Annotated in this window: 19 protein-coding genes; 12 read left to right on the top strand and 7 right to left on the bottom strand. The window is 74.7% G+C overall.

Translation table 11 applies throughout. The features are described from left to right. Nucleotides 1-116 precede the first annotated feature (116 nt). Nucleotides 117-1,802: a molybdopterin-dependent oxidoreductase gene (locus tag ABZ452_RS03865; RefSeq protein ID WP_357938653.1), complete on the top strand. Its 1,686-nt coding sequence runs from the start codon at nt 117-119 to the stop codon at nt 1,800-1,802. A gap of 364 nt (nt 1,803-2,166) precedes the next feature. On the opposite strand, the gene ABZ452_RS03860 is transcribed toward ABZ452_RS03865, so the two are convergent. Further along, the gene (locus ABZ452_RS03860; protein WP_357938651.1) at nt 2,167-2,550 is read right to left on the bottom strand and encodes a WhiB family transcriptional regulator; all 384 of its coding nucleotides are present in this window, start codon (nt 2,548-2,550) and stop codon (nt 2,167-2,169) included. Nucleotides 2,551-2,806: 256 nt separating this feature from the next. Here ABZ452_RS03860 and ABZ452_RS03855 point away from each other — a divergent pair, with 256 nt between their 5' ends. Continuing rightward, a complete protein-coding gene (locus ABZ452_RS03855; protein WP_357938649.1) occupies nt 2,807-3,622 on the top strand; it encodes a response regulator transcription factor in 816 nt (271 codons plus the stop codon). Nucleotides 3,623-3,631: 9 nt separating this feature from the next. Here ABZ452_RS03855 and ABZ452_RS03850 read toward each other — a convergent pair whose 3' ends face one another. Continuing rightward, nucleotides 3,632-4,036, bottom strand: a complete 405-nt coding sequence (locus tag ABZ452_RS03850) for a DUF5319 domain-containing protein (protein WP_357938647.1) — start codon at nt 4,034-4,036, stop codon at nt 3,632-3,634. Nucleotides 4,037-4,233: 197 nt separating this feature from the next. On the opposite strand from ABZ452_RS03850, the gene guaB reads away from it, so the two are divergent. The 4 genes from guaB (at nt 4,234) to ABZ452_RS03830 (ending at nt 9,962) form a co-directional block, all read left to right on the top strand. Then, nucleotides 4,234-5,796 (top strand): IMP dehydrogenase, encoded by a 1,563-nt coding sequence (gene guaB, locus ABZ452_RS03845; protein WP_357938644.1) that lies wholly within the window; start codon nt 4,234-4,236, stop codon nt 5,794-5,796. Between the two features lie 30 nt (nt 5,797-5,826). Then, complete coding sequence (locus tag ABZ452_RS03840; protein ID WP_357938642.1) at nt 5,827-6,945, top strand: GuaB3 family IMP dehydrogenase-related protein; 1,119 nt, start codon at nt 5,827-5,829, stop codon at nt 6,943-6,945. Between the two features lie 73 nt (nt 6,946-7,018). Then, complete coding sequence (locus ABZ452_RS03835) at nt 7,019-8,413, top strand: M1 family metallopeptidase (RefSeq protein WP_357938640.1); 1,395 nt, start codon at nt 7,019-7,021, stop codon at nt 8,411-8,413. 91 nt (nt 8,414-8,504) lie between these two features. After that, complete coding sequence (locus ABZ452_RS03830) at nt 8,505-9,962, top strand: M1 family metallopeptidase (RefSeq protein ID WP_357938638.1); 1,458 nt, start codon at nt 8,505-8,507, stop codon at nt 9,960-9,962. A 1-nt stretch (nt 9,963) separates the two neighbouring features. Here the strand turns inward: ABZ452_RS03830 and ABZ452_RS03825 are convergent, their stop codons facing one another. Further along, a complete protein-coding gene (locus ABZ452_RS03825) occupies nt 9,964-11,076 on the bottom strand; it encodes an LCP family protein (protein ID WP_357938636.1) in 1,113 nt (370 codons plus the stop codon). Between the two features lie 142 nt (nt 11,077-11,218). Here ABZ452_RS03825 and ABZ452_RS03820 point away from each other — a divergent pair, with 142 nt between their 5' ends. Together ABZ452_RS03820 and guaA are read left to right on the top strand one after the other, a co-directional pair. Beyond that, the gene (locus ABZ452_RS03820) at nt 11,219-12,916 is read left to right on the top strand and encodes a GMC family oxidoreductase (protein WP_357938634.1); all 1,698 of its coding nucleotides are present in this window, start codon (nt 11,219-11,221) and stop codon (nt 12,914-12,916) included. A 68-nt stretch (nt 12,917-12,984) separates the two neighbouring features. After that, the gene (gene guaA, locus ABZ452_RS03815; RefSeq protein WP_357938632.1) at nt 12,985-14,538 is read left to right on the top strand and encodes a glutamine-hydrolyzing GMP synthase; all 1,554 of its coding nucleotides are present in this window, start codon (nt 12,985-12,987) and stop codon (nt 14,536-14,538) included. Nucleotides 14,539-14,545: 7 nt separating this feature from the next. Here guaA and ABZ452_RS03810 read toward each other — a convergent pair whose 3' ends face one another. Next, entirely contained in the window at nt 14,546-14,905 is a 360-nt protein-coding gene (locus ABZ452_RS03810) for a PspC domain-containing protein (protein WP_357938630.1), read from the bottom strand. 144 nt (nt 14,906-15,049) lie between these two features. Between ABZ452_RS03810 and ABZ452_RS03805 the strand changes: the two genes are divergently transcribed. The 3 genes from ABZ452_RS03805 (at nt 15,050) to ABZ452_RS03795 (ending at nt 18,342) form a co-directional block, all read left to right on the top strand. Next, nucleotides 15,050-15,997, top strand: a complete 948-nt coding sequence (locus tag ABZ452_RS03805) for an NUDIX domain-containing protein (protein ID WP_357938628.1) — start codon at nt 15,050-15,052, stop codon at nt 15,995-15,997. Nucleotides 15,998-16,146: 149 nt separating this feature from the next. After that, the gene (locus tag ABZ452_RS03800; RefSeq protein ID WP_357939091.1) at nt 16,147-17,058 is read left to right on the top strand and encodes an NUDIX domain-containing protein; all 912 of its coding nucleotides are present in this window, start codon (nt 16,147-16,149) and stop codon (nt 17,056-17,058) included. A 345-nt stretch (nt 17,059-17,403) separates the two neighbouring features. Beyond that, nucleotides 17,404-18,342, top strand: a complete 939-nt coding sequence (locus ABZ452_RS03795; protein WP_357938626.1) for a CDP-alcohol phosphatidyltransferase family protein — start codon at nt 17,404-17,406, stop codon at nt 18,340-18,342. A 57-nt stretch (nt 18,343-18,399) separates the two neighbouring features. Here ABZ452_RS03795 and ABZ452_RS03790 read toward each other — a convergent pair whose 3' ends face one another. The 3 genes from ABZ452_RS03790 to ABZ452_RS03780 all read right to left on the bottom strand — a co-directional run bounded on the left by ABZ452_RS03790 (nt 18,400) and on the right by ABZ452_RS03780 (nt 22,263). After that, nucleotides 18,400-19,647 carry a phosphatidylserine decarboxylase gene (locus ABZ452_RS03790; protein WP_357938624.1) on the bottom strand — a complete coding sequence of 416 codons (1,248 nt, stop codon included), beginning with the start codon at nt 19,645-19,647 and terminating at the stop codon, nt 18,400-18,402. A gap of 172 nt (nt 19,648-19,819) precedes the next feature. Then, the gene (locus ABZ452_RS03785; protein ID WP_357939111.1) at nt 19,820-20,455 is read right to left on the bottom strand and encodes a hypothetical protein; all 636 of its coding nucleotides are present in this window, start codon (nt 20,453-20,455) and stop codon (nt 19,820-19,822) included. Next, nucleotides 20,452-22,263 carry a PspC domain-containing protein gene (locus tag ABZ452_RS03780; protein ID WP_357938622.1) on the bottom strand — a complete coding sequence of 604 codons (1,812 nt, stop codon included), beginning with the start codon at nt 22,261-22,263 and terminating at the stop codon, nt 20,452-20,454. Before ABZ452_RS03780 ends, ABZ452_RS03785 begins: the two co-directional genes overlap by 4 nt. Nucleotides 22,264-22,452: 189 nt before the next feature. Here ABZ452_RS03780 and ABZ452_RS03775 point away from each other — a divergent pair, with 189 nt between their 5' ends. Next, nucleotides 22,453-23,694, top strand: a complete 1,242-nt coding sequence (locus tag ABZ452_RS03775; RefSeq protein ID WP_357938620.1) for a PspC domain-containing protein — start codon at nt 22,453-22,455, stop codon at nt 23,692-23,694. Nucleotides 23,695-23,696: the final 2 nt, after the last annotated feature.

Here is a 23,696-nt window from a genome sequence, read left to right as displayed (position 1 = left end):
CGTACGGCCTGACGTCAGGGCACACCGCCAGCCGGCGGTGTGCCCTGACCCGTATCTGCTTACGGAACGCTGACGAGGTTGGCGGTCGCCCGCTCCGACCGACGACACTGGTCGCCGTGAGCACCATGTCGCGCGGTCGAGCCGCGCTGGCCGGGGTGACCGCCGCGGCCGTCGCGATCGGCGTCGCCGAACCGGTGGCCGTCCTCACCGGCCCCCGGTCCGCCCCGCTCATCGCGGTCGGCGGGCTGGTCGTCGACGTGGTGCCGGAGCCGCTCAAGCAGTTCGCCATCGCGGTCTTCGGCACGTACGACAAGCTCGCCCTCCTGGTCGGCACGGCGGTGCTGCTGGCCGCGATCGCGGCGCTGATCGGCGTGCTGGCGGCCCGGCGGCTCCGGATCGGCCTGGTCGGCATCGCCGCGTTCGCCGCCCTCGGGGTGACCGCCGCGCTCACCCGGGCCGGCGCGAACGCCTTCGACGCGCTGCCTTCCCTGGTCGGCGGCCTGCTGGGGGCCCTGACGCTCTGGGCCTTCGTGGCGGGTCCGCTCGGAGAGGGCGCCGGGCCGCGGCCCTCGCCAGCCGCGCCGGAGCCAGGGCCTTCCGGGCCCGCACCTTCCGCGCCTACGCCTTCCGCGCCAAAGCGGCCCGCGCCAAAGCCGCCCGAGCCGCCGCCGGCCGTCGCTGCGCTCGCGCGGGACGAGAGTCCGGCCGGGTGGGAGCCGCTCGACGGCGGCGACCACGAGTCGCGCCGCCGGTTCCTGCGTGGCGTCGGCCTGCTGGCCGGCACGGCAGCGGTGGCCGGGCTCGGCGGGCACTGGCTGGCCGGGCGGCGGGGCGTCTCGGCGGCCCGCGAGGCGGTGCGGCTGCCCGCCCCGGCGGCGCCCGCCCCACCGGTGCCGGCGGGCGCCGACCTGTCCGTGAGCCGGCTCGCCCCCTTCGTCACCCCGAACCGGGAGTTCTACCGGATCGACACCGCGCTGGTGGTGCCGCAGGTCGACCCGGCGACCTGGCGGCTGCGCATCCACGGCCGGGTACGCAAACCGATCGAGCTGAGCTTCGACGACCTGCTCGCCCGGCCGATGGTCGAGCGCTACGTCACCCTGGCCTGCGTCTCCAACGAGGTGGGCGGGGACCTTATCGGCAACGCCCGCTGGCTGGGCGTGCCGATCCGGGAGCTGCTGGACGAGGTCGAGCCGGAGGAGGGAGCGGACCAGGTGGTCGGCCGTTCGGTGGACGGCTGGACCTGCGGCACCCCCACGGCGGTGCTGCGGGACGGGCGGGACGCGCTGCTCGCGGTCGGGATGAACGGCGAGCCCCTGCCGGTCGAGCACGGCTTCCCGGCGCGGGTGGTGGTGCCCGGCCTCTACGGGTACGTCTCGGCCTGCAAGTGGGTGACCGAGCTGGAGTTGACCAGCTTCGCGGACTTCGACGCGTACTGGGTGCCGCGCGGGTGGTCGGCACAGGGGCCGATCAGGACGCAGTCCCGGATCGACACGCCGCGCCGGCGCAACCCGCTCACCGCCGGCCCGGTCACGGTCGCCGGGGTGGCCTGGGCGCAGCACCGGGGCATCCGCAAGGTCGAGGTACGCGTCGACGGCGGCCCCTGGCGGGAGGCCACCCTGGCCCCGACCGTCTCGGTGGACACCTGGGTGCAGTGGTCGTGGCGGTGGGACGCCACCCCGGGCGACCACACGCTCCAGGTCCGGGCCACCGACGCCACCGGGGAGACGCAGCCGGAGCAGCGGCGCCCGGTCGCACCGGACGGTGCCACCGGCTGGCACACCGTCCCCGTCAAGGTCGGCTGATCCCCGCCCCCACAACGCTGTGACAGGGCCGCCACGGTGAACCGCCGACGGGTGGCCCGGGGTCACCGCCCGACGGGTCGGCAGGGTCCTCGTCGCACGCTACGAACTTGATGTCGTGAACGACTCAGACGCGCGGGCATCCACTCCACCGGCGGACTCATCGACGTCATCAGGTTCGTAGGGCGGCGGCCGTGGTCGTCCCGGTCGGGCGACTCACCTACGTCATCAAGTTCGTAGTCACCGCCGGGTCCTCTTGGGCCCGCAGCGGGGCCGGGCGGACGACGCCGGCAGGACCGCTCGGCGGTGACGCGGCGACGCCGCGCCCCGGGAGAGGGGCGCGGCGTCGCGGTGGTCGGGGTCGCCGTCAGGCGATCTTGCGCTGGTCCGGGACGGCGGACTTGTGCGGCCGGCCGAGGCGGGCCTCCAGCCGGGCGACGTCCACCCGGGCCTGCCGGCGGTCGGCCAGGTCCTCCCAGCCGAGGGCCAGCAGCCGCAGCCGCTCCGACTCGCTGAAGCCGCCCCACACGCCGTAGGGCTCGCGGACCGAGAGGGCGTGCGCGGCGCACTCGGCGCGCACCGGGCAGGCGCGGCAGACGGCCTTGGCGCCGGACTCGCGGCGCAGCCGCGACGAGCCGCGCTCGCCGTCCGGGTGGAAGAACTGCGCGCTGTCCCGGCCGCGGCAGGCACCGAGCCGCTGCCAGTCCCACAGGTCGACAATGGGTCCGGGCAGCCTGCGTACGTTCGACATCAGCACCCCTCCTCCCGCGCGGCACCGCGGAGAATCTTCGTGGCCAGCTCCTACCGGTGCGGTGGTCCGCGCGGGACACCGTCTCCGGAGTGACCCCTCGGTACCCGGGCTTTCCCGCGCTCACACATCTGTGATCGAAAACCTCGGACAGTTGGCGGCATATGCCCCATCTGCCGGAAAAGTTCGGATGATTGCCCGGAACCTCCTCCCGAGCACACCCCGTCGTGGTCTGCTCTGAGTCGGAGAGGAGACCACTGTGCGTAGCGTTCTCGTGTGCGTTCGGACACCACTCGCGGCCCAGCATTTGACCTCCGCGGCGGCGCGGCTCGGGCTGTCCGGCGTACTCCGGACGGCCGTCTCCGATCCCGAGGTGATGCTGCGGCTCGCCGAGCGCCAGGTCGACGTGGTGCTCGCCGACACCGCCCTCACCCGGCCGGACAGCGCCGGCTTCGTCCGCCGGGTGCTCGCCCGCGCCCCGCAGGCCACCGTGCTGCTCCTCGGCGCCGAGGAGTCGGAGGCCGCCGCGGCCACCATCAGCGCCGGGGCGCGGGGCCTCATCCAGAACGCCGACCACGACCTGACCAGCGCGGTTGCCAAGGCGCTGCTGCTGCTCTCGGCCCCCGGGCGCACGAACCGGCACCGGGTCACCGACCCGGCCCGGGACGCCGCGGCGGTCGGTGGGCCGGCCCGGTCGGCGGCGCCGGGGCGTACCCCCGCGGGGGCCGCGTGGCCGGCGGGGTCGGCGGAGGGTCCCGGTGGAGGGCCCACGGTGGTCCCGGTGCAGCGCGGCGAGGACCCGGCCGACCCGGCGGCGGCCGAGGCGGAGCCCGCGCCGGCGGGTGGCCCGCAGCGGCCGGCGCGCACCCCGCGCAGCGCCATCGGCCTCACGGAGCGTGAGCTTCAGGTGCTGCTCGGCATGGCCGAGGGGAAGAGCAACGCGGAGATCGGGCGGGAGCTGTTCGTCTCGGAGGACACCGTCAAGACGCACGCCCGCCGGCTGTTCCGCAAGCTCGGCGCGCGCGATCGGGCGCACGCCGTGGCCGCCGGTTTCCGGGCCGGCCTGGTCGCCTGAGCCGGCCGCTCACTCCTCGGCGGAGTCGTCGGTGCCCTCGGTGAGGGTGTCGTGCACGCCGTCGGCGTAGCCGCGGGCGTAGTCCCAGCTCACGTAGTGGTCGGGGTCGGGGTCGTAGGCGGGCTCGTGCACCCGGGGCCGCCCCGAGTCGAGCAGGTGGCGCAGGTTGCCCCGGAGGAGGTCCCAGTCGAAGTAGTGCGGCTCCCGACAGTCCTCGCACTCGATGACCAGGCCGCGGACACCGATCGGCTGCAGCAGGGCCTGGTAGATCTCCAGGTCGGCAAGATCCTCAAGGACGTCCTGCCGCTCGACCTCGGTCAGCGGGTCGAGCGCGTCGTCCTCGCGCGGGTCGTGCAGACCGGCAGCCGGATCGGCCGGGTCGCCGTTGAACGGGTCGATGGGCTCGTCGTGCACCCCCTCACCGTAGTCCCCGACCCACCGGAAAGTCCGCCCCCGGGACTCCCTGTGGCGCCGCCTACCCCGGCCCGCCGCTGCCGGGGGCGGACCAGCTCAATGGGTACGATGAAGCGACGCGCCGTCATGCCGGCGTGCGCCGGTGCCCGCGCGCGCCGCCTCGCTGCAGCCCGTCCGACCAGCTCAGGGGAGCAATCGTGGAGAATTCGCCCAGCACCGAGATCCCGGCCGGCCGCGACGGCGGTGAGCTGGGCGGTCACCTGCCCGAGCTGCCCGCCGGCTCGGCCCGGGTGGTGCCGCTCGGGTTGACCTTCGACGACGTGCTCCTCCAGCCGGGCGAGTCGGACGTGGTGCCGAGCCGGGTGAACACCCGCACCCGGCTCACCCGCAACGTCGAGCTGACCATCCCGTTGCTCTCCAGCGCCATGGACACGGTCACCGAGGCGCGCATGGCGATCGCCATGGCCCGGCAGGGCGGCATCGGCGTGCTGCACCGCAACCTCTCCGTCGAGGACCAGGCGCTCCAGGTCGACCTGGTCAAGCGCTCCGAGTCCGGCATGATCACCAACCCGGTGACCGCCAGCCCGGACGACACCCTGCGCGAGGTCGACGCGCTCTGCGGGCGCTACCGGATCTCGGGCGTCCCCGTGGTCGACGGGCAGGGCCAGCTGGTCGGCATCGTGACCAACCGCGACATGCGCTTCGTCTCCGACCCGGCCACGCCGGTCCGCGACATCATGACCCGGACCCCGCTGATCACCGCCCGGGTCGGGGTGAGCAAGGACGAGGCGCTGGGCCTGCTGCGCCAGCACAAGGTCGAGAAGCTGCCGATCGTCGACGAGTCCGGGAAGCTGCGCGGGCTCATCACGGTCAAGGACTTCACCAAGAGCGAGCAGTACCCGGACGCCACCAAGGACGACGCCGGCCGGCTCCGGGTGGCCGCCGCGATCGGCGTGGGCGAGGACGCGTACAAGCGGGCCCGGACCCTGGTCGACGCGGGTGTCGACGTGGTGATCGTGGATACCGCGCACGGCCACCAGCGAGCCGTGCTGGAGATGGTCGCCCGCCTCAAGAAGGACGTCGCCGTCGACATCGTCGGCGGCAACATCGCCACCTACGCCGGCGCGAAGGCGCTGGTCGACGCGGGCGCCGACGGCGTCAAGGTGGGCGTCGGCCCGGGCGCCATCTGCACCACCCGCATCGTCGCCGGGGTCGGCGTACCCCAGATCACGGCCATCATGGAGGCCGCCCGGGCGGCCCGTCCGGCCGGCGTCCCGGTGATCGGCGACGGCGGCATCCAGTACTCGGGCGACATCGCCAAGGCCATGGTGGCCGGCGCCGACACCGTGATGCTCGGCGGCCTGCTCGCCGGCTGCGAGGAGAGCCCCGGCGAGCTGCTCTTCATCAACGGCAAGCAGTACAAGGCGTACCGGGGGATGGGTTCGCTCGGCGCGATGCAGTCCCGCGGCCAGGCCAAGTCGTACTCCAAGGACCGCTACTTCCAGCAGGACGTGACCAGCGACGAGAAGCTGGTCCCGGAGGGCGTCGAGGGCCAGGTGCCGTACCGGGGGCCGCTCGCCCAGGTCGCCCACCAGCTCGTCGGCGGGTTGCGGCTGGCGATGGGGTACGCCGGTGCCGAGAGCATCCCCGAGCTGCACCAGCGCGGCCAGCTCATCCGGATCACCGCGGCCGGCCTCAAGGAGAGCCACCCGCACGACATCCAGATGACCGTCGAGGCGCCCAACTACCACTCCCGCTGACCCACCACCCCCAACCACCTGGAGTCCCCCATGCGTGACGTGGTCGAGATCGGGCTGGGCAAGACCGCGCAGCGCGGCTACCACCTGGACGACATCGCCATCGTGCCGAGCCGCCGCACCCGGGACGTCGACGACGTCTCCACCGCGTGGCAGCTCGACGCCTACCAGTTCGGCATCCCGTGCGTCGGGCACCCCTCCGACGCGACCATGAGCCCCGCCTCGGCGGTGCGGCTCGGCCAGCTCGGCGGCCTCGGCGTGCTCAACGTCGAGGGGCTCTGGACCCGCTACGAGAACCCGGCCAAGGTGCTGGAGGAACTGGCCGGCCTGGACGAGGACGCGCGGGCCACCAAGCGGCTCCAGGAGGTCTACGCGGAGCCGATCCGCCCCGACCTGATCGCCGAGCGGGTCCGCGAGTTGCGCGACGGCGGCGGCACGGTGGCCGTCCGGGTCTCCCCGCAGCACACCCTGGCGCTCGCCCCGGTGATCCTCGACGCCGGCGTGGACATCCTGGTCATCCAGGGCACCATCGTCTCCGCCGAGCACGTCTCCACCACCGACGAGCCGCTGAACCTCAAGGAGTTCATCGCCGACCTCGACCTGCCGGTCATCGTCGGCGGCTGCACCGACTACAAGACGGCGCTGCACCTCATGCGCACCGGCGCGGCCGGCGTCATCGTCGGCATCGGCGGCGACGACTGGTCCACCACCGAGTCGGTGCTCGGCATCCGGGTGCCGATGGCCACCGCCATCGCCGACGCCGCGGCGGCCCGCCGCGACTACCTCGACGAGACCGGCGGCCGGTACGTGCACCTGATCGCCGACGGCGACATGCAGACCTCCGGCGACATCGCCAAGGCGCTCGGCTGCGGGGCGGACGCCGTGATGCTCGGCGAGCCGCTGTCGCTCTGCGAGGAGGCCCCGGCCGGCGGGGCCTGGTGGCACTCGGCCGCCAGCCACCCGTCGCTGCCGCGGGGCGCGTTCGAGGCGGCCGGTGAGCCGCTCGGCTCGATGGAGAAGCTGCTCTTCGGCCCGGCCGACGAGCCGGACGGCCAGCTCAACCTGTTCGGCGGGCTGCGCCGTGCGATGGCCAAGTGCGGCTACCGCGACCTCAAGGAGTTCCAGAAGGTCGGCCTGGTCCTCGACCGCTGACCTGGTGAGCGACGCGACGGCGCGGGTGGGCGTTCCGGTCCCGCCCGCGCCGTCGCGCGTCTAGGCTCGGCGGATGACGCGGGGCCGGCGGTGGGGCGCGGCGGCGCTCGCCGTCGCGGTGCTGACCGGCGGCTGCACGGGGGACGACGACGGGCGGTTCCGCCCGGGCGCGGCGGACGTGGGTGACCCGTACGTGCCGGGGTCCGGCAACGGCGGCTACGACGTCGGGCACTACGCGCTGAAGGTGCGCTACGACCCCGCCGACGACCGGCTCACCGGCGAGGCCGTCCTGACCGCCACCGCCACCCGGGCCCTGTCCCGGTTCCAGCTCGACCTGGCCGGCCTGACCGTCGACCGGGTACGCGTCGACGGCGCCCCGGCGAAGCACCGGCGCGACGGCGCCGAGCTGATCGTCACCCCGGCGCACGGAATGCCGGCCGGGCAGCGGTTCAGCGTCGAGGTGACGTACGGCGGGGTGCCCGAGCCGCTGCCCAGCGCGGAGCTGGGCGACGGCGGCTTCCAGGCCACCGGGGACGGGGCGATCGCGCTGGGCCAGCCGGAGTCGGCGAGCACCTGGTACCCGGTCAACGACCACCCCTCCGACAAGGCCACCTACGAGATCGAGGTGACCGTCCCGGACGGGCTCGCCGCGCTGAGCAACGGGGTGCCCAGGGGGACCGGGAGCAGGGACGGCTGGACCACCTGGCGCTGGTCCGAGGCCAGCCCGATGGCCAGCTACCTGTCCACCCTGGTGATCGGGAACTACCGGGTGGCGACGGGCACCCACGCCGGGAAACCGATGATCACGGCCGTCGCCGCCGCCCTGCCCGCCGACGGGCCGGCCGCCGCGTCGGTGGCCCGCACCGGCGAGATCGCCGACTTCCTGGCCGGCCGTTTCGGGCCGTACCCGTTCGACGCGTACGGCGGGATCGTGGTGGCCGACGACCGCATCCGGTACGCGCTGGAGACCCAGTCCCGGCCGGTCTACGGGCCCGGCTTCTTCCGTGGCACCCGCCCGAACACGGAGGTCGTCGCGCACGAGCTGGCCCACCAGTGGTTCGGCGACAGCGTCTCGGTGGCCCGGTGGAGTGACCTCTGGCTCAACGAGGGCTTCGCCACGTACGCGGAATGGCTCTGGGTGGAGCACGACGGCGGGCGCGCCGTCGAGCGGGCCTTCACCGACCGGTACGCGGTCACCGACTGGAGCAAGCCCACGGTGGACCCGGGCCGCGCCGCGATGTTCGGCGACGCGGTCTACCAGCGCGGCGCGCTGGCCGTGCACGCGCTGCGCCGCGCGGTCGGCGACGCGACCTTCTTCGGCATCCTGCGCGGCTGGCTCGCCGAGCGCCGGAACGGCACCGCCACCACGGCCGACTTCATCGGGTACGCCGAGCGGACGGCCGGGAAGCCGCTGCGTCCCCTCTTCGACGCCTGGCTGATCGGGGCGAGCCCGCCGGCCCTGCCGTGACGCGGACGTGATCGATCCTGGGTAGGCTGCCGCGGGCGGAGCGGCCCCGGGCAGGGCCGCCACGGTACCTGCTCCGGGAGGGATCGAAGCGATGGCGCGGCGCGGCGGACGACGACGGCTCGGGCTGCTGCTCTGTGGAGCGTTGCTGCTCGCCGGCTGCGGTGCGACCGGGTCGGACCGGGCGACGCCGGGGGTCACGGCGCCCAGCCCGACGGCCGAGCGCAGCTTCGCGCCCGGCGCGCCCGGCGCCGGCGACTCCTATTTCCCGAGCTACGGCAACGGCGGCTACGACGTCGCCCACTACACCGTCCAGGTGCGCTACGACCCGGCGACGGACCGGCTCACCGGCACCACCACGCTGCGGGCCACGGCGACCGCGAACCTGTCGGCGTTCAACCTGGACCTGGCCGGGCTGACGGTGCGGTCGGTCACCGTGGACGGGACCAGGGCCGGTCACAGCCGGTCCGGCGACGAGCTGGTCGTCACGCCGGCCACCGGTCTCACCTCCGGCAACGGTTTCGTCGCCGAGATCCGGTACGACGGCCAGCCGGCCGCCCTGGACAACGAGGTGCTCGGTGAGGGCGGCTGGCTGCACACCGCCGACGGCGCGATCGCGCTGGGCCAGCCCGAGTCGGCGAGCACCTGGTACCCGCTCAACGACCACCCCTCCGACAAGGCCACCTACGACTTCGAGATCACCGTGCCGAAGGGGCTCACCGCCGTCAGCAACGGCGTCCCGAAGGGGCGGAGCACCAAGGGCGGCTGGACGACCTGGCGTTGGTCCGAGGGCGCCCCGATGGCCAGTTACCTGACCATGGTGGCGATCGGGAAGTTCCGGGTCACCACCGGCGAGCACAGGGGACGGCCGGTGTACAGCGCGGTCACCACCCGGGTGGCCGAGGGCGCGCCGGACCGGTCGATCGCGCGGACCGTCGAGGTGGCCGACTACCTGGAGAGCATCTTCGGGCCGTACCCGTTCGACGCGTACGGCGGGGTGGTGGTCGCCGACGATCGGATCCGGTACGCGCTGGAGACGCAGGGCCGGCCCGTCTACTCGGCCGGGTTCTTCCGGCAGGGCGACAACACCGGCGTGGTCGCGCACGAGCTGGCCCACCAGTGGTACGGCGACAGCGTCTCCGTCGAGCGCTGGCAGGACATCTGGCTCAACGAGGGGCTGGCCACGTACGCCGAGTGGCTCTGGGCCGAGCACGCCGGTGAGGCCACCGTCCAGCACACCTTCGAGCAGAAGTACGGGACCACGTCGAGCCAGGTCTGGCGTACGCCGCCGGGCAAGCCGGGGGTCGCGAACCTGTTCGGCCGGTCGGTCTACGAGCGGGGCGGGATGTCCGTGCACGCGCTGCGGGTGGCGGTCGGCGACAGCGCCTTCTTCACCATCCTGCGCACCTGGGCGGCGGAGAAGAAGAACGGCAACGCCAACACCGACGAGTTCGTGGCGCTGGCCGAGCGGGTCTCCGGCAAGAAGCTCGGCAAGCTCTTCGACGCCTGGCTCTACGGCACCGAGCGCCCGCCGACCCCGAAGCCGCTCTGAGTCAGTTCTTCACCCGCAGCGTGGGGTGCGCGGCCAGGAAGTCGTCGGCGCCGCCGCCCCGCAGCGCGGCGAGGAACTGCCGGCCCACCGGGCGCAGCTGCTCGCCTCGGTAGGACGCGCCGCTGCCCACCCCGTCGCCGGGGAGGCCGACCAGGACGAACTTCTCCGGCGGCAGGCCGCCCAGGGCGTACGCGAAGTCGACGAGCCGGCGGCCGCCGCCGACGTACACGAGGGTCTTGCCCAGCGCGGCGACCACCTGCTCGACCCGGTCCGGGTCGCGGGCCAGCCCCTGGTCGAGGATCTTCCGGGCCAGCGCCCGGATCAGCTGCTGCTGGTGCCGCTGCCGGGTGTAGTCGCCGCCGGCCGTGTAGCGCTGGCGGGCGTAGTCGAGCGCCTGCCAGCCGGTCAGGTGCCGGTTGCCGGGCTGGTAGACCATCTGCGGCCCGGTGTAGGTGCTGCCGGCCCGGTCCCGGTAGCGCCCGTCCGGCCGGCGGTGGATGGAGGCGACCCGCTGGTCGACGTAGAGGTCCACGCCGCCGAGGGTGTCGACCAGCTTGTCGAACCCGCCGAAGGTGATCACCGCGCCGGCGTCGATGCGCAGCCCGGTGTACCGGCTGACCGTGGTGCGCAGCAGCTCGTACCCCTGTGCCGTGCTGGGGTGCTTCTTGTCGCCGGGGACCCGGCTGCCGTAGCTCATGGCGTGCGTGAGCTTGGTGCGGCCGCCCCGGTAGCCGGCCTTCGGGTAGGCCGGGATGTCGACCACCAGATCGCGGGGGAGCGAGAAGAGGTACGCGCGGTCCAGGCCGGCCGGCACGTGCAGCACCAGCACGGAGTCGGCGTGCGGCTCCCAGCCCGGCACGCTGATCCGGGTGTCCACCCCGACCAGCAGCAGGTTGAGCGGCCCCTTCAGGTCGGCGCCGGGCGGCGGGGTGGGGCTGGAGGTCACCGGGGCCGGGGTGGTCGGCGCGGCGGTGGAGGGGCTCGGGGTGCCCGGCCCGGCGACCGGGCCGGGCGACGGGCGGGAGACCAGCCGCGTGGTCACCACCGCGCCGGCGGCGACCAGCACCACGGCCACCAGGGCGGCCAGTCCCAGCAGCAACCGTCGACGCGTCATCGTGGTCTCCTTCCCCCGTCTTCCACTCGACGCGCGACGGAGGGCTGTTGGTTGCGCGGGAATCCCGTGTCATCGAGCGCTCTGCATGATCTGCGAAAAACTCTCGCTGGCGCTATAGCTACCGGTCGGTAATGATGCGTGCATGCGGTACGACGTGGTCGTCATCGGGTCCGGTTTCGGCGGCAGCGTCACCGCGCTCCGGCTGGCCGAGAAGGGTTACACCGTCGGGGTCCTGGAGGCCGGCCGGCGCTTCGCCGACGACGAGTTCCCCCGCACCTCCTGGCAGGCGCGGCGGTTCCTGTGGGCCCCGAAGCTCGGCTGTTACGGCCTCCAGCGCATCACCCTGCTCCGCTCGGCCGACCGGAAGGCCGGCGGCGGGGTGCTGGTGCTCGCCGGCGCCGGGGTGGGCGGCGGCTCGCTGGTCTACGCGAACACCCTCTACGAGCCGCTGGACGCCTTCTACGCCGATCCGCAGTGGCGGGACATCACCGACTGGCGCGACGAACTGGCCCGCCACTACGACCAGGCGAAGCGGATGCTCGGCGTCACCACGTACCCGGTGCACACCGCCGCGGACCGGGCCATGCGGGCGGTGGCCGAGCGGATGGGGGTGGGCCACACCTTCCACTCGACGCCGGTGGGCGTGCACATCGGCCGCCCCGGCGAGCGCGTGCCCGACCCGTACTTCGGCGGGGTCGGGCCGGACCGGACGGGGTGCAGCCACTGCGGCTCGTGCATGACCGGCTGCCGGCACGGCGCGAAGAACACCCTGGTCAAGAACTACCTCTGGCTGGCCGAGCGGCTCGGGGCGCAGGTCCACCCGCTGACCACGGTGACCGCGGTACGCCCCGCCGGCGACGGCGGCTACGAGGTGCACACCGAGCGCACCGGCGCCTGGGCGCGCAAGCGCCGCCAGGTGATCCACGCCGACCAGGTGGTCTTCGCGGCCGGCGCGCTGGGCACCCAGCGCCTGCTGCACGAGATGAAGGCGACCGGGGCGCTGCCCCACCTGTCGCCCCGGCTCGGCGAGCTGACCCGCACCAACTCCGAGGCCATCCTCGGCGCCTCGGTCGGGTCCGGCCAGGCCCGGCGGCGCGGTCTCGACTTCACCGAGGGGGTGGCGATCACCAGCTCGTTCCACCCCGATCCGCAGACCCACATCGAGCCGGTCCGCTACGGCCGGGGCTCCAACGCCATGGGGCTGCTCCAGTCGCTGCTCGTCGACGGCGGTCCCCGCCGGGTCCGGCGCTGGCTGGGCAGCATCGTCCGGCAACCCGGGCTGGCGGCCCGGATGCTCTCGGTGCGCGGCTGGTCCGAGCGCACCGTCATCGCCCTGGTCATGCAGTCGGCCGACAACTCGCTCACCACCCGCTACCGGCGGGGCCGGTTCGGCCGGCGGCTGGTCTCCGGCCCGGGGCACGGCGCGCCCAACCCGACCTGGATCCCGGCCGGCAACGAGGCGGTCCGGCTGCTCGCCGACGAGATCGACGGCACGCCCGGCGGGGCGGTCACCGAGCCGTTCAACATCCCGATGACCGCGCACATCCTCGGCGGCGCGGTGATCGGCGACGGCCCGGAGCGCGGGGTGATCGACCCGTACCACCGGGTGCACGGTCACCCGGGGCTGCACGTGGTGGACGGCGCGTCGGTCTCGGCGAACCTGGGCGTCAACCCGTCGCTGACGATCACCGCGCAGGCGGAGCGGGCCATGTCGTTCTGGCCCAATCGGGGGGAGGAGGACCCCCGGCCGCCGCTCGGCGCGCCCTACCGCCGGCTCGCCCCGGTGGCGCCGAAGCAGCCCGCCGTACCGGCCCACGCCCCCGCCGCGCTGCGTCCCTGAGCGGTGCGGGACACGACACGGCGGGGCGCGGCCCGCCACGGCGGTGACTGTCGGTAGGGTTGCTGCACATGAGCACGCCTCGCCCCGTCCTCGTGGTGGACTTCGGAGCCCAGTACGCCCAGCTCATCGCGCGCCGCGTCCGCGAGGCGAAGGTCTACTCGGAGATCGTCCCGCATTCCATGCCGGTGTCCGAGATGCTGGCGAAGGACCCGGCCGCGATCATCCTGTCCGGCGGCCCGTCCAGCGTCTACGCGCCGGACGCCCCGCAGATCGACGCCGGGATGTTCGACGCCGGGGTGCCGGTCTTCGGCATCTGCTACGGCTTCCAGGCCATGGCGCAGGCGCTCGGCGGCACCGTGGCGCGCACCGGCAACCGCGAGTACGGCGGCACCCCGCTGCACGCCCGCCCCGAGGCCGGCGTGCTGCTCCGCGACCTCCCCGACGACCTGCCGGTGTGGATGAGCCACGGCGACTGCGTCACGGAGGCCCCGGCCGGCTTCGCGGTCACCGCCGAGTCGGCGGGCGCGCCCGTCGCCGCCTTCGAGGACCTGGCCGGCCGCCGGGCCGGGGTGCAGTTCCACCCGGAGGTCGGGCACACCGCGCACGGCCAGGAGATGCTGGCCCGCTTCCTGCACGACATCGCCGGCATCGCGCCGACCTGGACGCCCGAGAACATCATCGACGAGCAGGTGGCCCGGATCCGGGCGCAGGTCGGCGACAAGGAGGTCATCTGCGGCCTGTCCGGCGGCGTCGACTCGGCGGTCGCCGCGGCGCTGGTGCACAAGGCCGTCGGCGACCAGCTCACCTGCGTCTTCGTGGACCACGGCCTGCTGCGTGCGGGTGAGGCCGAGCAGGTGGAGAAGGACTACGTCGCCGCCACCGGGATCAAGCTCAAGGTGGTCGACGCCCGCGAGCGGTTCCTCGGCGCGCTGGCCGGGGTGATCGACCCCGAGCAGAAGCGCAAGATCATCGGCCGGGAGTTCATCCGGGTCTTCGAGGCCGCCGCCCGGGAGATCGCCGCGCACGGCGACGTCGAGTTCCTGGTGCAGGGCACCCTCTACCCGGACGTCGTGGAGTCCGGCGGCGGCACCGGCACCGCCAACATCAAGAGCCACCACAACGTCGGCGGGCTGCCGGAGGACCTGAAGTTCGCCCTGGTCGAGCCGCTGCGCACGCTGTTCAAGGACGAGGTCCGCGCGCTCGGTCTGGAGCTGGGGCTGCCCGAGGCGATGGTCTGGCGGCATCCGTTCCCCGGCCCGGGCCTCGCCATCCGAATCATCGGCGCGGTCGACGAGGAGCGCCTCGCGGTGCTCCGCAAGGCCGACCTGATCGCCCGGCAGGAGCTCACCGCGGCCGGCCTCGACCGGGGCGTCTGGCAGTTCCCGGTGGTGCTCCTCGCCGACGTGCGCAGCGTCGGAGTGCAGGGCGACGGGCGCAGCTACGGACATCCCGTGGTGCTGCGCCCGGTCTCCAGCGAGGACGCGATGACCGCCGACTGGTCCCGGCTGCCCTACGAGGTGGTGGCCCGGATCTCCACCCGGATCACCAACGAGGTCGCCGAGGTCAACCGGGTGGTCCTGGACGTGACCAGCAAGCCGCCGGGCACCATCGAGTGGGAGTGACGCCGGGTCAGGCCGGCGGCATCGGCGGCTGAGGCGCCGGCCGGGGCGCCGGCTCCGGCGTGGCCGGCGCCGCGTGCGGCCCCGGGGCCGTCGGCGGGACGGGCGGCCAGCCGGGCGCGGTGCCCGGGGGGTGCGGCCACGCGGGCGCGCCCGCCGGCTCCTCGGGCATCAGGAACCACATGATCGGGTACGCCAGCGCGGCGATCCCGCCGGTGAGCACGGTGGCCACCGCGAAGGCCACCCGCACGAGGGTGGGGTCGACGGCGAAGTAGCGGCCGAGGCCGCTGGCCACGCCGGCCACCATCCGGTCCGTGACCGGCCGGCGGAGCTGCTTGTACGGGGCCTGGGAGGGGTTCGTGAAGGTCATGTCTCCACGGTCCCGCGCGGTCCGGCGGGCGACCTCGGTGACCGCCCGGACTCCTACCCTGACGCGTCCCTGAGGCGCCAGCCAAGAGTCAGGAATCTGACTCTTTTCGATGTCGGTCACGGCATCCGGGGAGAATTTCCTCCCGTGACCACCTTGCTGGAGCCGCTCCGCAGGATCGCGGCATACGCAGTTTGTGCTGATTCAGACGGCCGAGTGTTGCTGGTCCGCGCATCGGAGCGCTCCGGCACCCCCGGCACGTGGTCGCTGCCCGGCGGGGCGGTCGACCACGGTGAGGACCCCAAGCACACCGTCGTCCGGGAGACCGCCGCCGAGACCGGGCTCTCGGTCGCCGTCGCGGCCCTGCAGGACGTCCTCGCCGACATGCGGGCGCTGCCCGAGCGCGGCATCACGATCCACACCGACCGGCTGCTCTACACGGTGTCGGTGCGGGGCGGGACGCTCGCCGACCGGATCGACCGCCCCACCGACCTGGCCCGCTGGTTCACCCTCGACGAGGCCCGGGAGCTGCCGCTGCGCTCGTTCGCCGCGCGCGCCCTGGGCCTGCCCACCTCCACCGACGACATCGTGCCGGAGGAGGTCCCCGAGTTCCCCTCGTTCTACGCCGTCCCCGGCCCGGACGGGCTGCACCGGGCGCAGCGCTTCGCCGCGTACGCCGTGGTGACCGACCCGGAGGAGCGGGTGCTGCTCACCCGGGTCTCCGACGGCTACCCGGGCGCCGGCTGCTGGCACCTGCCCGGCGGCGGCACCGACTACGGCGAGCAGCCGGGCGCCGCGCTGATCCGGGAACTGGTCGAGGAGACCGGCCAGACCGGCCGCCTGGTCGAGCTGCTCGGGGTGGCCAGCCACCGGGACGCCGCCTCGCTCGGCCCGGAGGGCTACCCGATCGACTGGCACGGCGTACGCGCCTTCTACCGGGTGGTCGTCGACCAGCCCGCCCCGCCCACGGTGGCCGACGTCGGCGGCTCCACCTGCGAGGCCCGCTGGTTCCGCCGCGAGGAACTGGGCGCCCTCCCCACCGACCGCCTGACAGAGGTAACAGCCGAAGCCGTCCACGCCGCCCACCTCCTCTAACCCCACCCCACCCCACCCCACACCCCACCCCGGGCCCCCGGCCCCCGCTCGGTGATCATGAAGTTATTGCCAGGACACGCCGATCCGGCGGGCAATAAGTTCATGATCGACGGGGTGAGTGGACGAGGGGACGAGGGGAGCGGGTGCGGGTGCGGGAGCGGCGGCGGATCGGGGCTTACGGGGTGCTGCGTGACGGCGGCGGGCGGGTGTTGCTGGCGCGGGGATCGGAACGCGGCCCGTACCCGGGGGTGTGGCAGTTGCCGGGGGGTGGGATCGAGCACGCCGAGCACCCGGCGCGGGCCGTCGAGCGCGAGTTCGCCGAGGAGACCGGGCTGGCCGTCGCGGCGGGCCGGGTCCGGGCGGCGGTCGCCGACGTGGCCGTCTTTCCGTCCGACGGTGTCGCGATGCACACCGACCGGCTGATCTTCGAGGTCGAGGTGCGCGGCGGTGACCTGCGGCCGGAGGTGACCGGCGGCAGCGACGAGCTGGGCTGGTTCACCCCGGACGAGGCGGCGGCGGTGCCGCTGATGCCGTTCACCGCCGAGCTGCTCGGGGTGCCGGTGTCGCCCCTGCCCGCGGGCCTGCCCCGGGAGCTGCCCCCCGGTCCCGTCGTCCCGGACGCCGACCGGCGGCAGCGCTTCGCCGCGTACGGGCTGGTCACCGACCCGGCCGGGCGGGTGCTGCTCACCATGATCGCCGACGGCTATCCGGGCGCCGGGAGCTGGCACCTGCCCGGCGGGGGGACCGACCACGGCGAGCAGCCGGCCGCCGGCCTGCTCCGCGAACTGGTCGAGGAGGCCGGCCAGCTCGGCCGGGTGGTCGACCTGCTGGCCGTGGACAACCTGCACAACCCGGCGGCGCTCGGTCCCGAGGGGCGGCCGCTGGACTGGCACGGCGTACGGGTCGTCTATCGCGTCCGGGTGGATGCTCCGACCGAGGCCGTGGTGACCGAGCTCGCGGGCGGCTCCACGGCGCGCGCCGCCTGGTTCGCGCCGGACCAGGTCAGCGGCCTGCGGATGACCGAGGTGGCGGCCCGGGCAACCGGACATCGGGGTAGGTGACACCCGCTCGCCGAGCCGCCGTGGGCCGCCTCCGGTACAGTCGGTGACAGGGAATGGCCGACGAAAACGGGCGATGAGGCCCGAGATGGGAATAACTGAGCGGTTCGCGCGGTTAAGAGAGTTATAAGTACCGCCGGCAGCTATCGCCAACCCCCTATCCCCTGTGCAATGGTGTACTCCGCAAATGGGCTGCCGGGCCCGAAAGGTCCGGCACGAGACAGCCGGACACCCGCCCGCGTGGCGGTCACCCGATCCGGTGATGGAGGAAACGTGCCGAGAGCCCCATGGCGCCGGCGTCGTACGACTGACAGTCCGCGCCCCGCAGGGCGTCGCTGGGCGGGCCGGTTGCGCCGCAGCAGCACGTTCGCCCGCCAGGTGCTGCTGGTCCGGGTGGGCCGCCGGGACGGCGGCGCCGTCACCGGGACCGACCTGGTCACCCCCGACCACCGCTGGTCCGACCGCCAGCGTCGCCGCTACGGCCGCTACGACGCCGAGGTCGAGGCCGTCCGCTACGACGCCGAGGTCGAGGCCGTGATGCCGGTCAGCCCGGCGCTCGGCCCGGCCACGCCGGTCGACGAGTCGCCGGCCATGTCGATCCCGCTGCTGCCGGGCGAGCGCACCGCCGCCCGCCGGGCGAAGTTCGCCCTGGTCAACGCCTGCACCCTGAGCAGCCTCATGCTCGGCATGCTGGCGATCTTCCTGGCCATGCAGAGCGAGGTCCGGGTCGCGGCGATCTGCCTGATCGCCTGCGTCGCGTTCGACGGCCTGGACGGGGCGCTGGCCCGCAAGCTCAACGTGGCCAGCCCGTTCGGCGCGCAGATGGACTCGCTGGCCGACATGTGCTCGTTCGGCCTCGCCGCACCGGTCGTGGTCTACGCGTCGCTGGCCGGCTCGGTGCCGGCGGCGGCCGCCGCGGTCGCCTGCGCCCTGGTCGCGGCCTGCGCCGCCATCCGGCTGGCCCGGTTCAACGTCTCGCCCAAGGACGGCCGCTTCTTCTGCGGCGTGCCGACCACCATGGCGGCCGCCGTGCTCGCCCTGACCGTGGCGATCGGGGTGCCGGTCTCCGGCCTGGTCATGGTCGCCGGCGTGGCGCTGCTCGCCTTCGCCATGGTCTCCAGCTTCCCCTACGCGAAGCTCGCCCGGCTGGTGAAGCTGCCGCCGTGGCTCTGGCTGGCCCCGGTGGTCGGCGCGCTGGTCGACATCCGGCTCACCTTCGCCCTCGTGGTGGTGGGCTACCTGGTCAGCGGCCCGGTTCTCTGGCTGCGCCAGCGCCGCACCGCCTGACCCGTACCACCGAAAAGGGGCGCCGCGAAAGCGGCGCCCCTTTTCGCGTCCGTGGGATCAGCTCCAGCGGGCGATGACCGTCGAACCGCCGACCACCTTGTCGCCCGGGCCGACCAGCGGCTCGGCGGCGTCGGCCGGCAGGTAGACGTCGGTGCGCGAGCCGAACCGGATCAGGCCGAACCGCTCGCCCCGGGCCAGCAGCGCGCCCACCGGCGCCCGCTGCACGATCCGGCGGGCGATGAGCCCGGTGCGCTGCGCCACCACGACCGTGCCGTGGTCGGTGTCCAGCACCGTGTACGCGGCCACGTTGTGCTCGGCGTCCGGCTTCATGGCGTTGACGAAGCCGCCGTCGGCCACGAAGTAGTCGACCACCTTGCCGGCCACCGGCGAGCGGTTGACGTGCACGTCCAGCACGGACAGGAAGACCGCGATACGCAGCCACTCACCGTCGCCGAAGCGCTCGTCGTGCAGCCGCTGCACCGAGAGGACCTGACCGTCCGCCGAGGCGACCACGGCCGACGGGTCCTCCGGCACATCCCGCTCCGGGTCCCGGAAGAACGCCGCCACCGGGGCGGCGGCCAGCGCGGGCAGCAGCCAGAGCTTGGACTTCGGCCGGGCGGCCCGGGCCAGCGCGGCCAGGCCCAGGGTGATGCCGGCGGCGGCCACGCCGTTGGAGTCGATGTGCATGCTCCGGGTCAGCGGCACGCTCGACGGCCGGTACGCCGGGGAGAGCGACGCGGCCAGCGCCGCCGGCGCCGGAGTGGAGCGCAGGTGGTGCACGCGTACCGGCGGGGAGTTGCGCAGCACCAGGTCGGTGCGGACGCCGTGCAGCACGCCCTGCCGGTCCAGCTCGGCGCCGGCGCCCTCGGTGCGGAACAGCGGCGCGGCCACGCTCAGCACGGCCCCCTCGGCGAGGTACTTCGCCAGCCCGTCGACGGCGGTGCGGGCCTCCTCGGCGGTGCCGGTGAACGGCTCGGCCGCGATCACCACCGCGGCGGCGTCCGCCTCGGCGAGGGTGTCGACCACGCGTACCCGGTCGGCCACCCAGCGGCCCTGGGCCGTCACGTGCGCGCGGAGCGCGGCCGCGGAGGCGCCCTCCGCCGGCACGACCGTGAGCCGGTCGCCGGGGAGCAGCGCCTCGATCGCCGCGGCCAGCACCGCGGACTCCGGGGTCGCGCCGACCAGCAGGCCGGCCTTCGCGTCGTTGCGCCGGGCGAACTCACTGACGAGGGTGCGGGCGGCGCGCTCGCCGACGCGGACCGCACCGGCGGGACCGGTGACGCGTACGGCGGGGGACTGGGTCATCTCGGACGGGCTCCTGACGAGGTAGAGACGGAAGGCGGCGGAACCGACCCGGGCGACCCGGCCGACCGGGCGCCCCGGCCGCGACCGGGGCGCCACGGTTGGGCCGGCCGGCGGAGGCGAGATCTCCACCAGCCAGCATAGGCGGCGCCGGCGACGGCCCGCACCGCCGCGGTCAGCCCGGTCCGTCCCCACCGGTACGCGGGCCGCCCCCCGGCCGGTCCGCCGCTTCGTCGACCACCGGCAGCTCCCGGGTGGCCGGCCCGGCCGTGTCGTCCCGTTCTTCGGCGGCGGGCAGCTCGCGGGTCGTGCCGTCGCGCTCCTCGGCGGCGGACAGCTCGCGGGTCGCCGGCTCGGCGCGGTCCTGCGGCGCCGGCTCGACGGGGGGCAGCTCGCGGGTCACCCGATCGCTCCCGACCTCCGGCGCACCGGGCGACCAGCGTGGCTCCTCGTCGAACGGGCGGTCCTCCCGCGCCGCGAGCGGCGCGTCGGCCACGGCGTCCGTGGCCCACTCGTCCGCCTCCTCGCCGGTGGGGGCGACGGCCTCGCCGGCCGGTCCAGCACCGGCCGGCGTGCCGGTCTCGTAGGGGGCGGACACGGTCGACTCCGCCGGTGCCGCCTCGGTGTGCCGGCCCGAGCGCAGCGCGCCGACCAACCCGAGCAGTCCGATCAGGATCAGCGCGCCGGCCAGGAACCAACCCACCGGGGGCAGTGCCAGCCCGAGGATCCGGGCCAGCAGCCACCAGGCGGACAGCCCGAGGAAGGCCAGCCCGAAGGCGAACGACACGATGTCGGTGCGGTGAGCCTTCATCGGGTCACCTCCAGATTTCCTGCGTTCACGTGGACCAGCAGGCGCAGCGTGCCGCCGCCGCGGCCGTCCGGCCCGAGGTCGGTGTTCTCCCACTGGCGGCCGTTCAGCCCGCCGGTCCGCCGGCCGAAGACGTTGGCGTCACCCGCGTTCACGTCGGCCACAGTGGTGACGTCGACGTTCGGCGGTACGACCACCGTGGCCTTGCCGAAGTTGACCTCGACGGTCACCTGGGTGTCCTTCTTGTCGAAGTCGACCGCGCGCAGGTCGAGCACGGCGTCGCCGAAGTTGTTCTCGTACCGGTCGGCCAGGTCGCGGTAGTCGGCCGGGGCCCACGTGACGTTCCCGTCGATCCCGCGGACCCGGTCGTAGGAGTCGGCGACGGTGGCGATGCCGAGCGCCGCCGCGGTCACCAGACCGAGTGCGATCAGCCAGCGGGCCCGGCCGAACCAGGTCCCCACGAGCAGTCCGAGCCCGATGGTGGCCAGCACCGCGGCGAAGTAGCCGGCCGCGCCGACCGGGAAGACGTCGAGCAGGTCGAGCATCGCGACCACGCCCAGCGCCAGGAAGATCAGCGAGAAGGTGACCGCGCCGAGCGCGGAGCGCTCCTTCGGCCGCTTCGGCGGCCGGGCCGGGCGCACCGGCGCCGGCGGGGCGGGCGGGGTCGAGCCGGCGTACGGGCCGTGCGGGGCGAACGGTGGCCGGTAGCCACCCGGCGGCAGTGGCGCGCCCACCGGGGCGGGCGGCGGCACGGCGACGGGCTCGCCGTAGGGACGGCCGGCCGTCGGCGCGGCGGACCACGCCGCGGTCGCCTCGGCGCATGGCCACGCCTCGCCGGCCCGGCTGCCCGGGACGGCCGGCGGCCGCGCCGCGGTGGGCTCCGGCTCGGACCAGGCGGGCCGGGCGACGTTCGCCGCCGGCCAGCTCGCCGCGGACACCGGCGCGGGCGGGTACCCCGGCTCGGGGCGGGCGGCGGGCGGGGCGGTGACCGGCGGCTCGCCGGACCACGGCGACGCCCCGGCCGGCTCGTTGGACCACGGGGCCGGCGCGGCCGACGTCGGCGCGCCGGGCCAGGGTGCCGACGGGGCCGCGGGCGGCGGGACCGGTCCGGCGGCGGCCGGCACGTCGGGAGCGGGCGCGGCGGCCGGCGGCGCCGGCCAGGCCACCGGGGGAACCGGCCCCGGCGGCGGTCCGGGGGGTGCGCCGGGCGCCGCCATCCGGGTCGCCGGGCCGCGCTGGTCGCGGTTGAGCAGCAGCGCGCCGCCGATCAGGATCACCGCCCCGAGCAGGATCGCCCGGAACCCGTTGGTGACGACGTAGCCGAAGCCGACCGCGACCACGATGCTGAGCACGATCACGGTGATCGGGGACATGCTGGACCGGCCGCGGCCGAGCATCGACTCGACCGGTGAGGCCGTGTCCCCCTCGCCGGGGATGATCAGCCATGCGGTGACGTAGACCAGGATGCCGATGCCGCCGAAGAAGCCCAGCACGGCCAGGAGCACCCGCCACAGCACCGGGTCGGTGTTGGTGGCCCGGCCGATCGCCGCGCAGACGCCGGCCAGGTAGCGGCCCTCGCGGGGGCGGACCAGCCCGTACCGCGAGGTGAAGCCGGCGGCGCCGGGCGGTGGGGCGTACCCGGTGGGTGGCGGGTCGGCGAACGGCGCGCCGCCGGTGGGCGGCGGGGTCGACCCGAACGGCGGGGGCGCCGTGGCGCCGGCGGCGGTGGGCGCCGGCCCCGGCGGGGGTGGCGGTGGCCCGTCCTGTGCTGCCGCCCCGGGGCGGGGCGGACGGGCAGCTTCCTCGGTCATGACTCCGATCCTGCTGCCCCGGCCGCCCGAGCGTCCTCAGGACCCGACCCTGACCCCACCCTGAGATCCCGGGGCCGAGGATGTCCGGGGCGTCCCCGTGGTCCCCGGCGGTCCGGCCGTGTGACGATCGGTTCGTCGGCCGCCGCCGGCACACCGTCCGCGACCCGGGAGCCTCCGATCAGCAGCACCGTGACCCCGCACCCCCCGCGCCTCTACCGGGCCACCGAGCACCGGCTGGCCGCGGGGGTGGCCGCCGGCCTCGCCGAACACCTGGGCATCTCGGTGCTCCGGGTCCGGGTGGCCTTCATGGTGCTGCTCGGGCTGAGCGGGCTCGGGCTGCTGCTCTACGCGGCCTTCTGGGCGGTCGTCCCGCCCCGGCCCGGCGACACCGCCGTCCCGCCCCGCCGCGACCTCGCCCAGCTGCTGCCCTTCGTGGCGATCGGGCTGGGCGTGCTGCTGCTCCAGGTCGTCGCCTTCGACTCGGTCGGCGCGGCCGGCACCGCCGGTTGGCTGGTCGCCATCATCGCGGTCGGCGCCGGGGTGATCTGGCACCAGTCCGCGCCCGAGCGTCGCCGGCAGTGGGGCGGCTCGATGGCGGTGCCCTGGCTGGGCGCGGTGGTGGAGGAGAGCGACCGGCGCTCGTTCGTGCTGCGCTTCATCGGCGGCGGGGTGCTCGTCGCGGTCGGCATCATCGGCGTGGCGGCGGTCTACTCGCCGGCGCAGAACTTCGACGCGGTGCTCAACGGCATCATCTTCGCGCTCGTCGGCCTGGCGGGGGTGGGCGTGGTGACCGGCCCGGTGCTCTGGCGCACCTGGAACCAGCTCCGCTCGGAGCGCGAGGGGCGGATCCGGGAGCAGGAGCGGGCCGAGTTGGCCGCCATGGTGCACGACCAGGTGCTGCACACCCTCGCCCTGATCCAGCGCAACGCCACCGACGTCAAGACGGTGCAGCGGCTGGCCCGGGGCCAGGAGCGGTCGCTGCGGAACTGGCTCTACAAGCCGACCGCGTCACCGACCGAACGCTTCGCGGCCGCCCTGGAGCAGGCCGCCGCCGAGGTGGAGGACACGTTCGCCATCACCGTGGAGACGGTGGTGGTCGGCGACCGCGAGACCGACGAGCGCGTCGGTGCGCTGGTCGCCGCGGCCCGTGAGGCGCTGGTCAACGCGGCCCGGCACGCCGAGGTGACCACCGTGTCGCTCTACGCCGAGGTGGAGCCGGAGCAGGTGAGCGCCTTCGTGCGGGACCGGGGCAAGGGCTTCGACCCGGATACGGTGGAGGATCACCGGCACGGTGTCCGGGGTTCGATCATCGGACGGATGAAGCGGCACGGCGGCCGGGCGGAGATCCGGTCCGAGCCGGGAGAGGGGACCGAGGTCCGGCTGATCCTGCCGATCAGCGGCTCCGGCTCCACGGCGGAAAGGGACAGATGATC

The sequence above is a fragment of the Micromonospora sp. NPDC005707 genome (assembly GCF_040631005.1).
In the GTDB taxonomy this organism is placed as follows: Bacteria; Actinomycetota; Actinomycetes; order Mycobacteriales; family Micromonosporaceae; genus Micromonospora.
The sequence above is the reverse complement of the archived record's forward strand: the minus strand, read 5'-3'. Positions and strand labels throughout refer to the sequence as shown.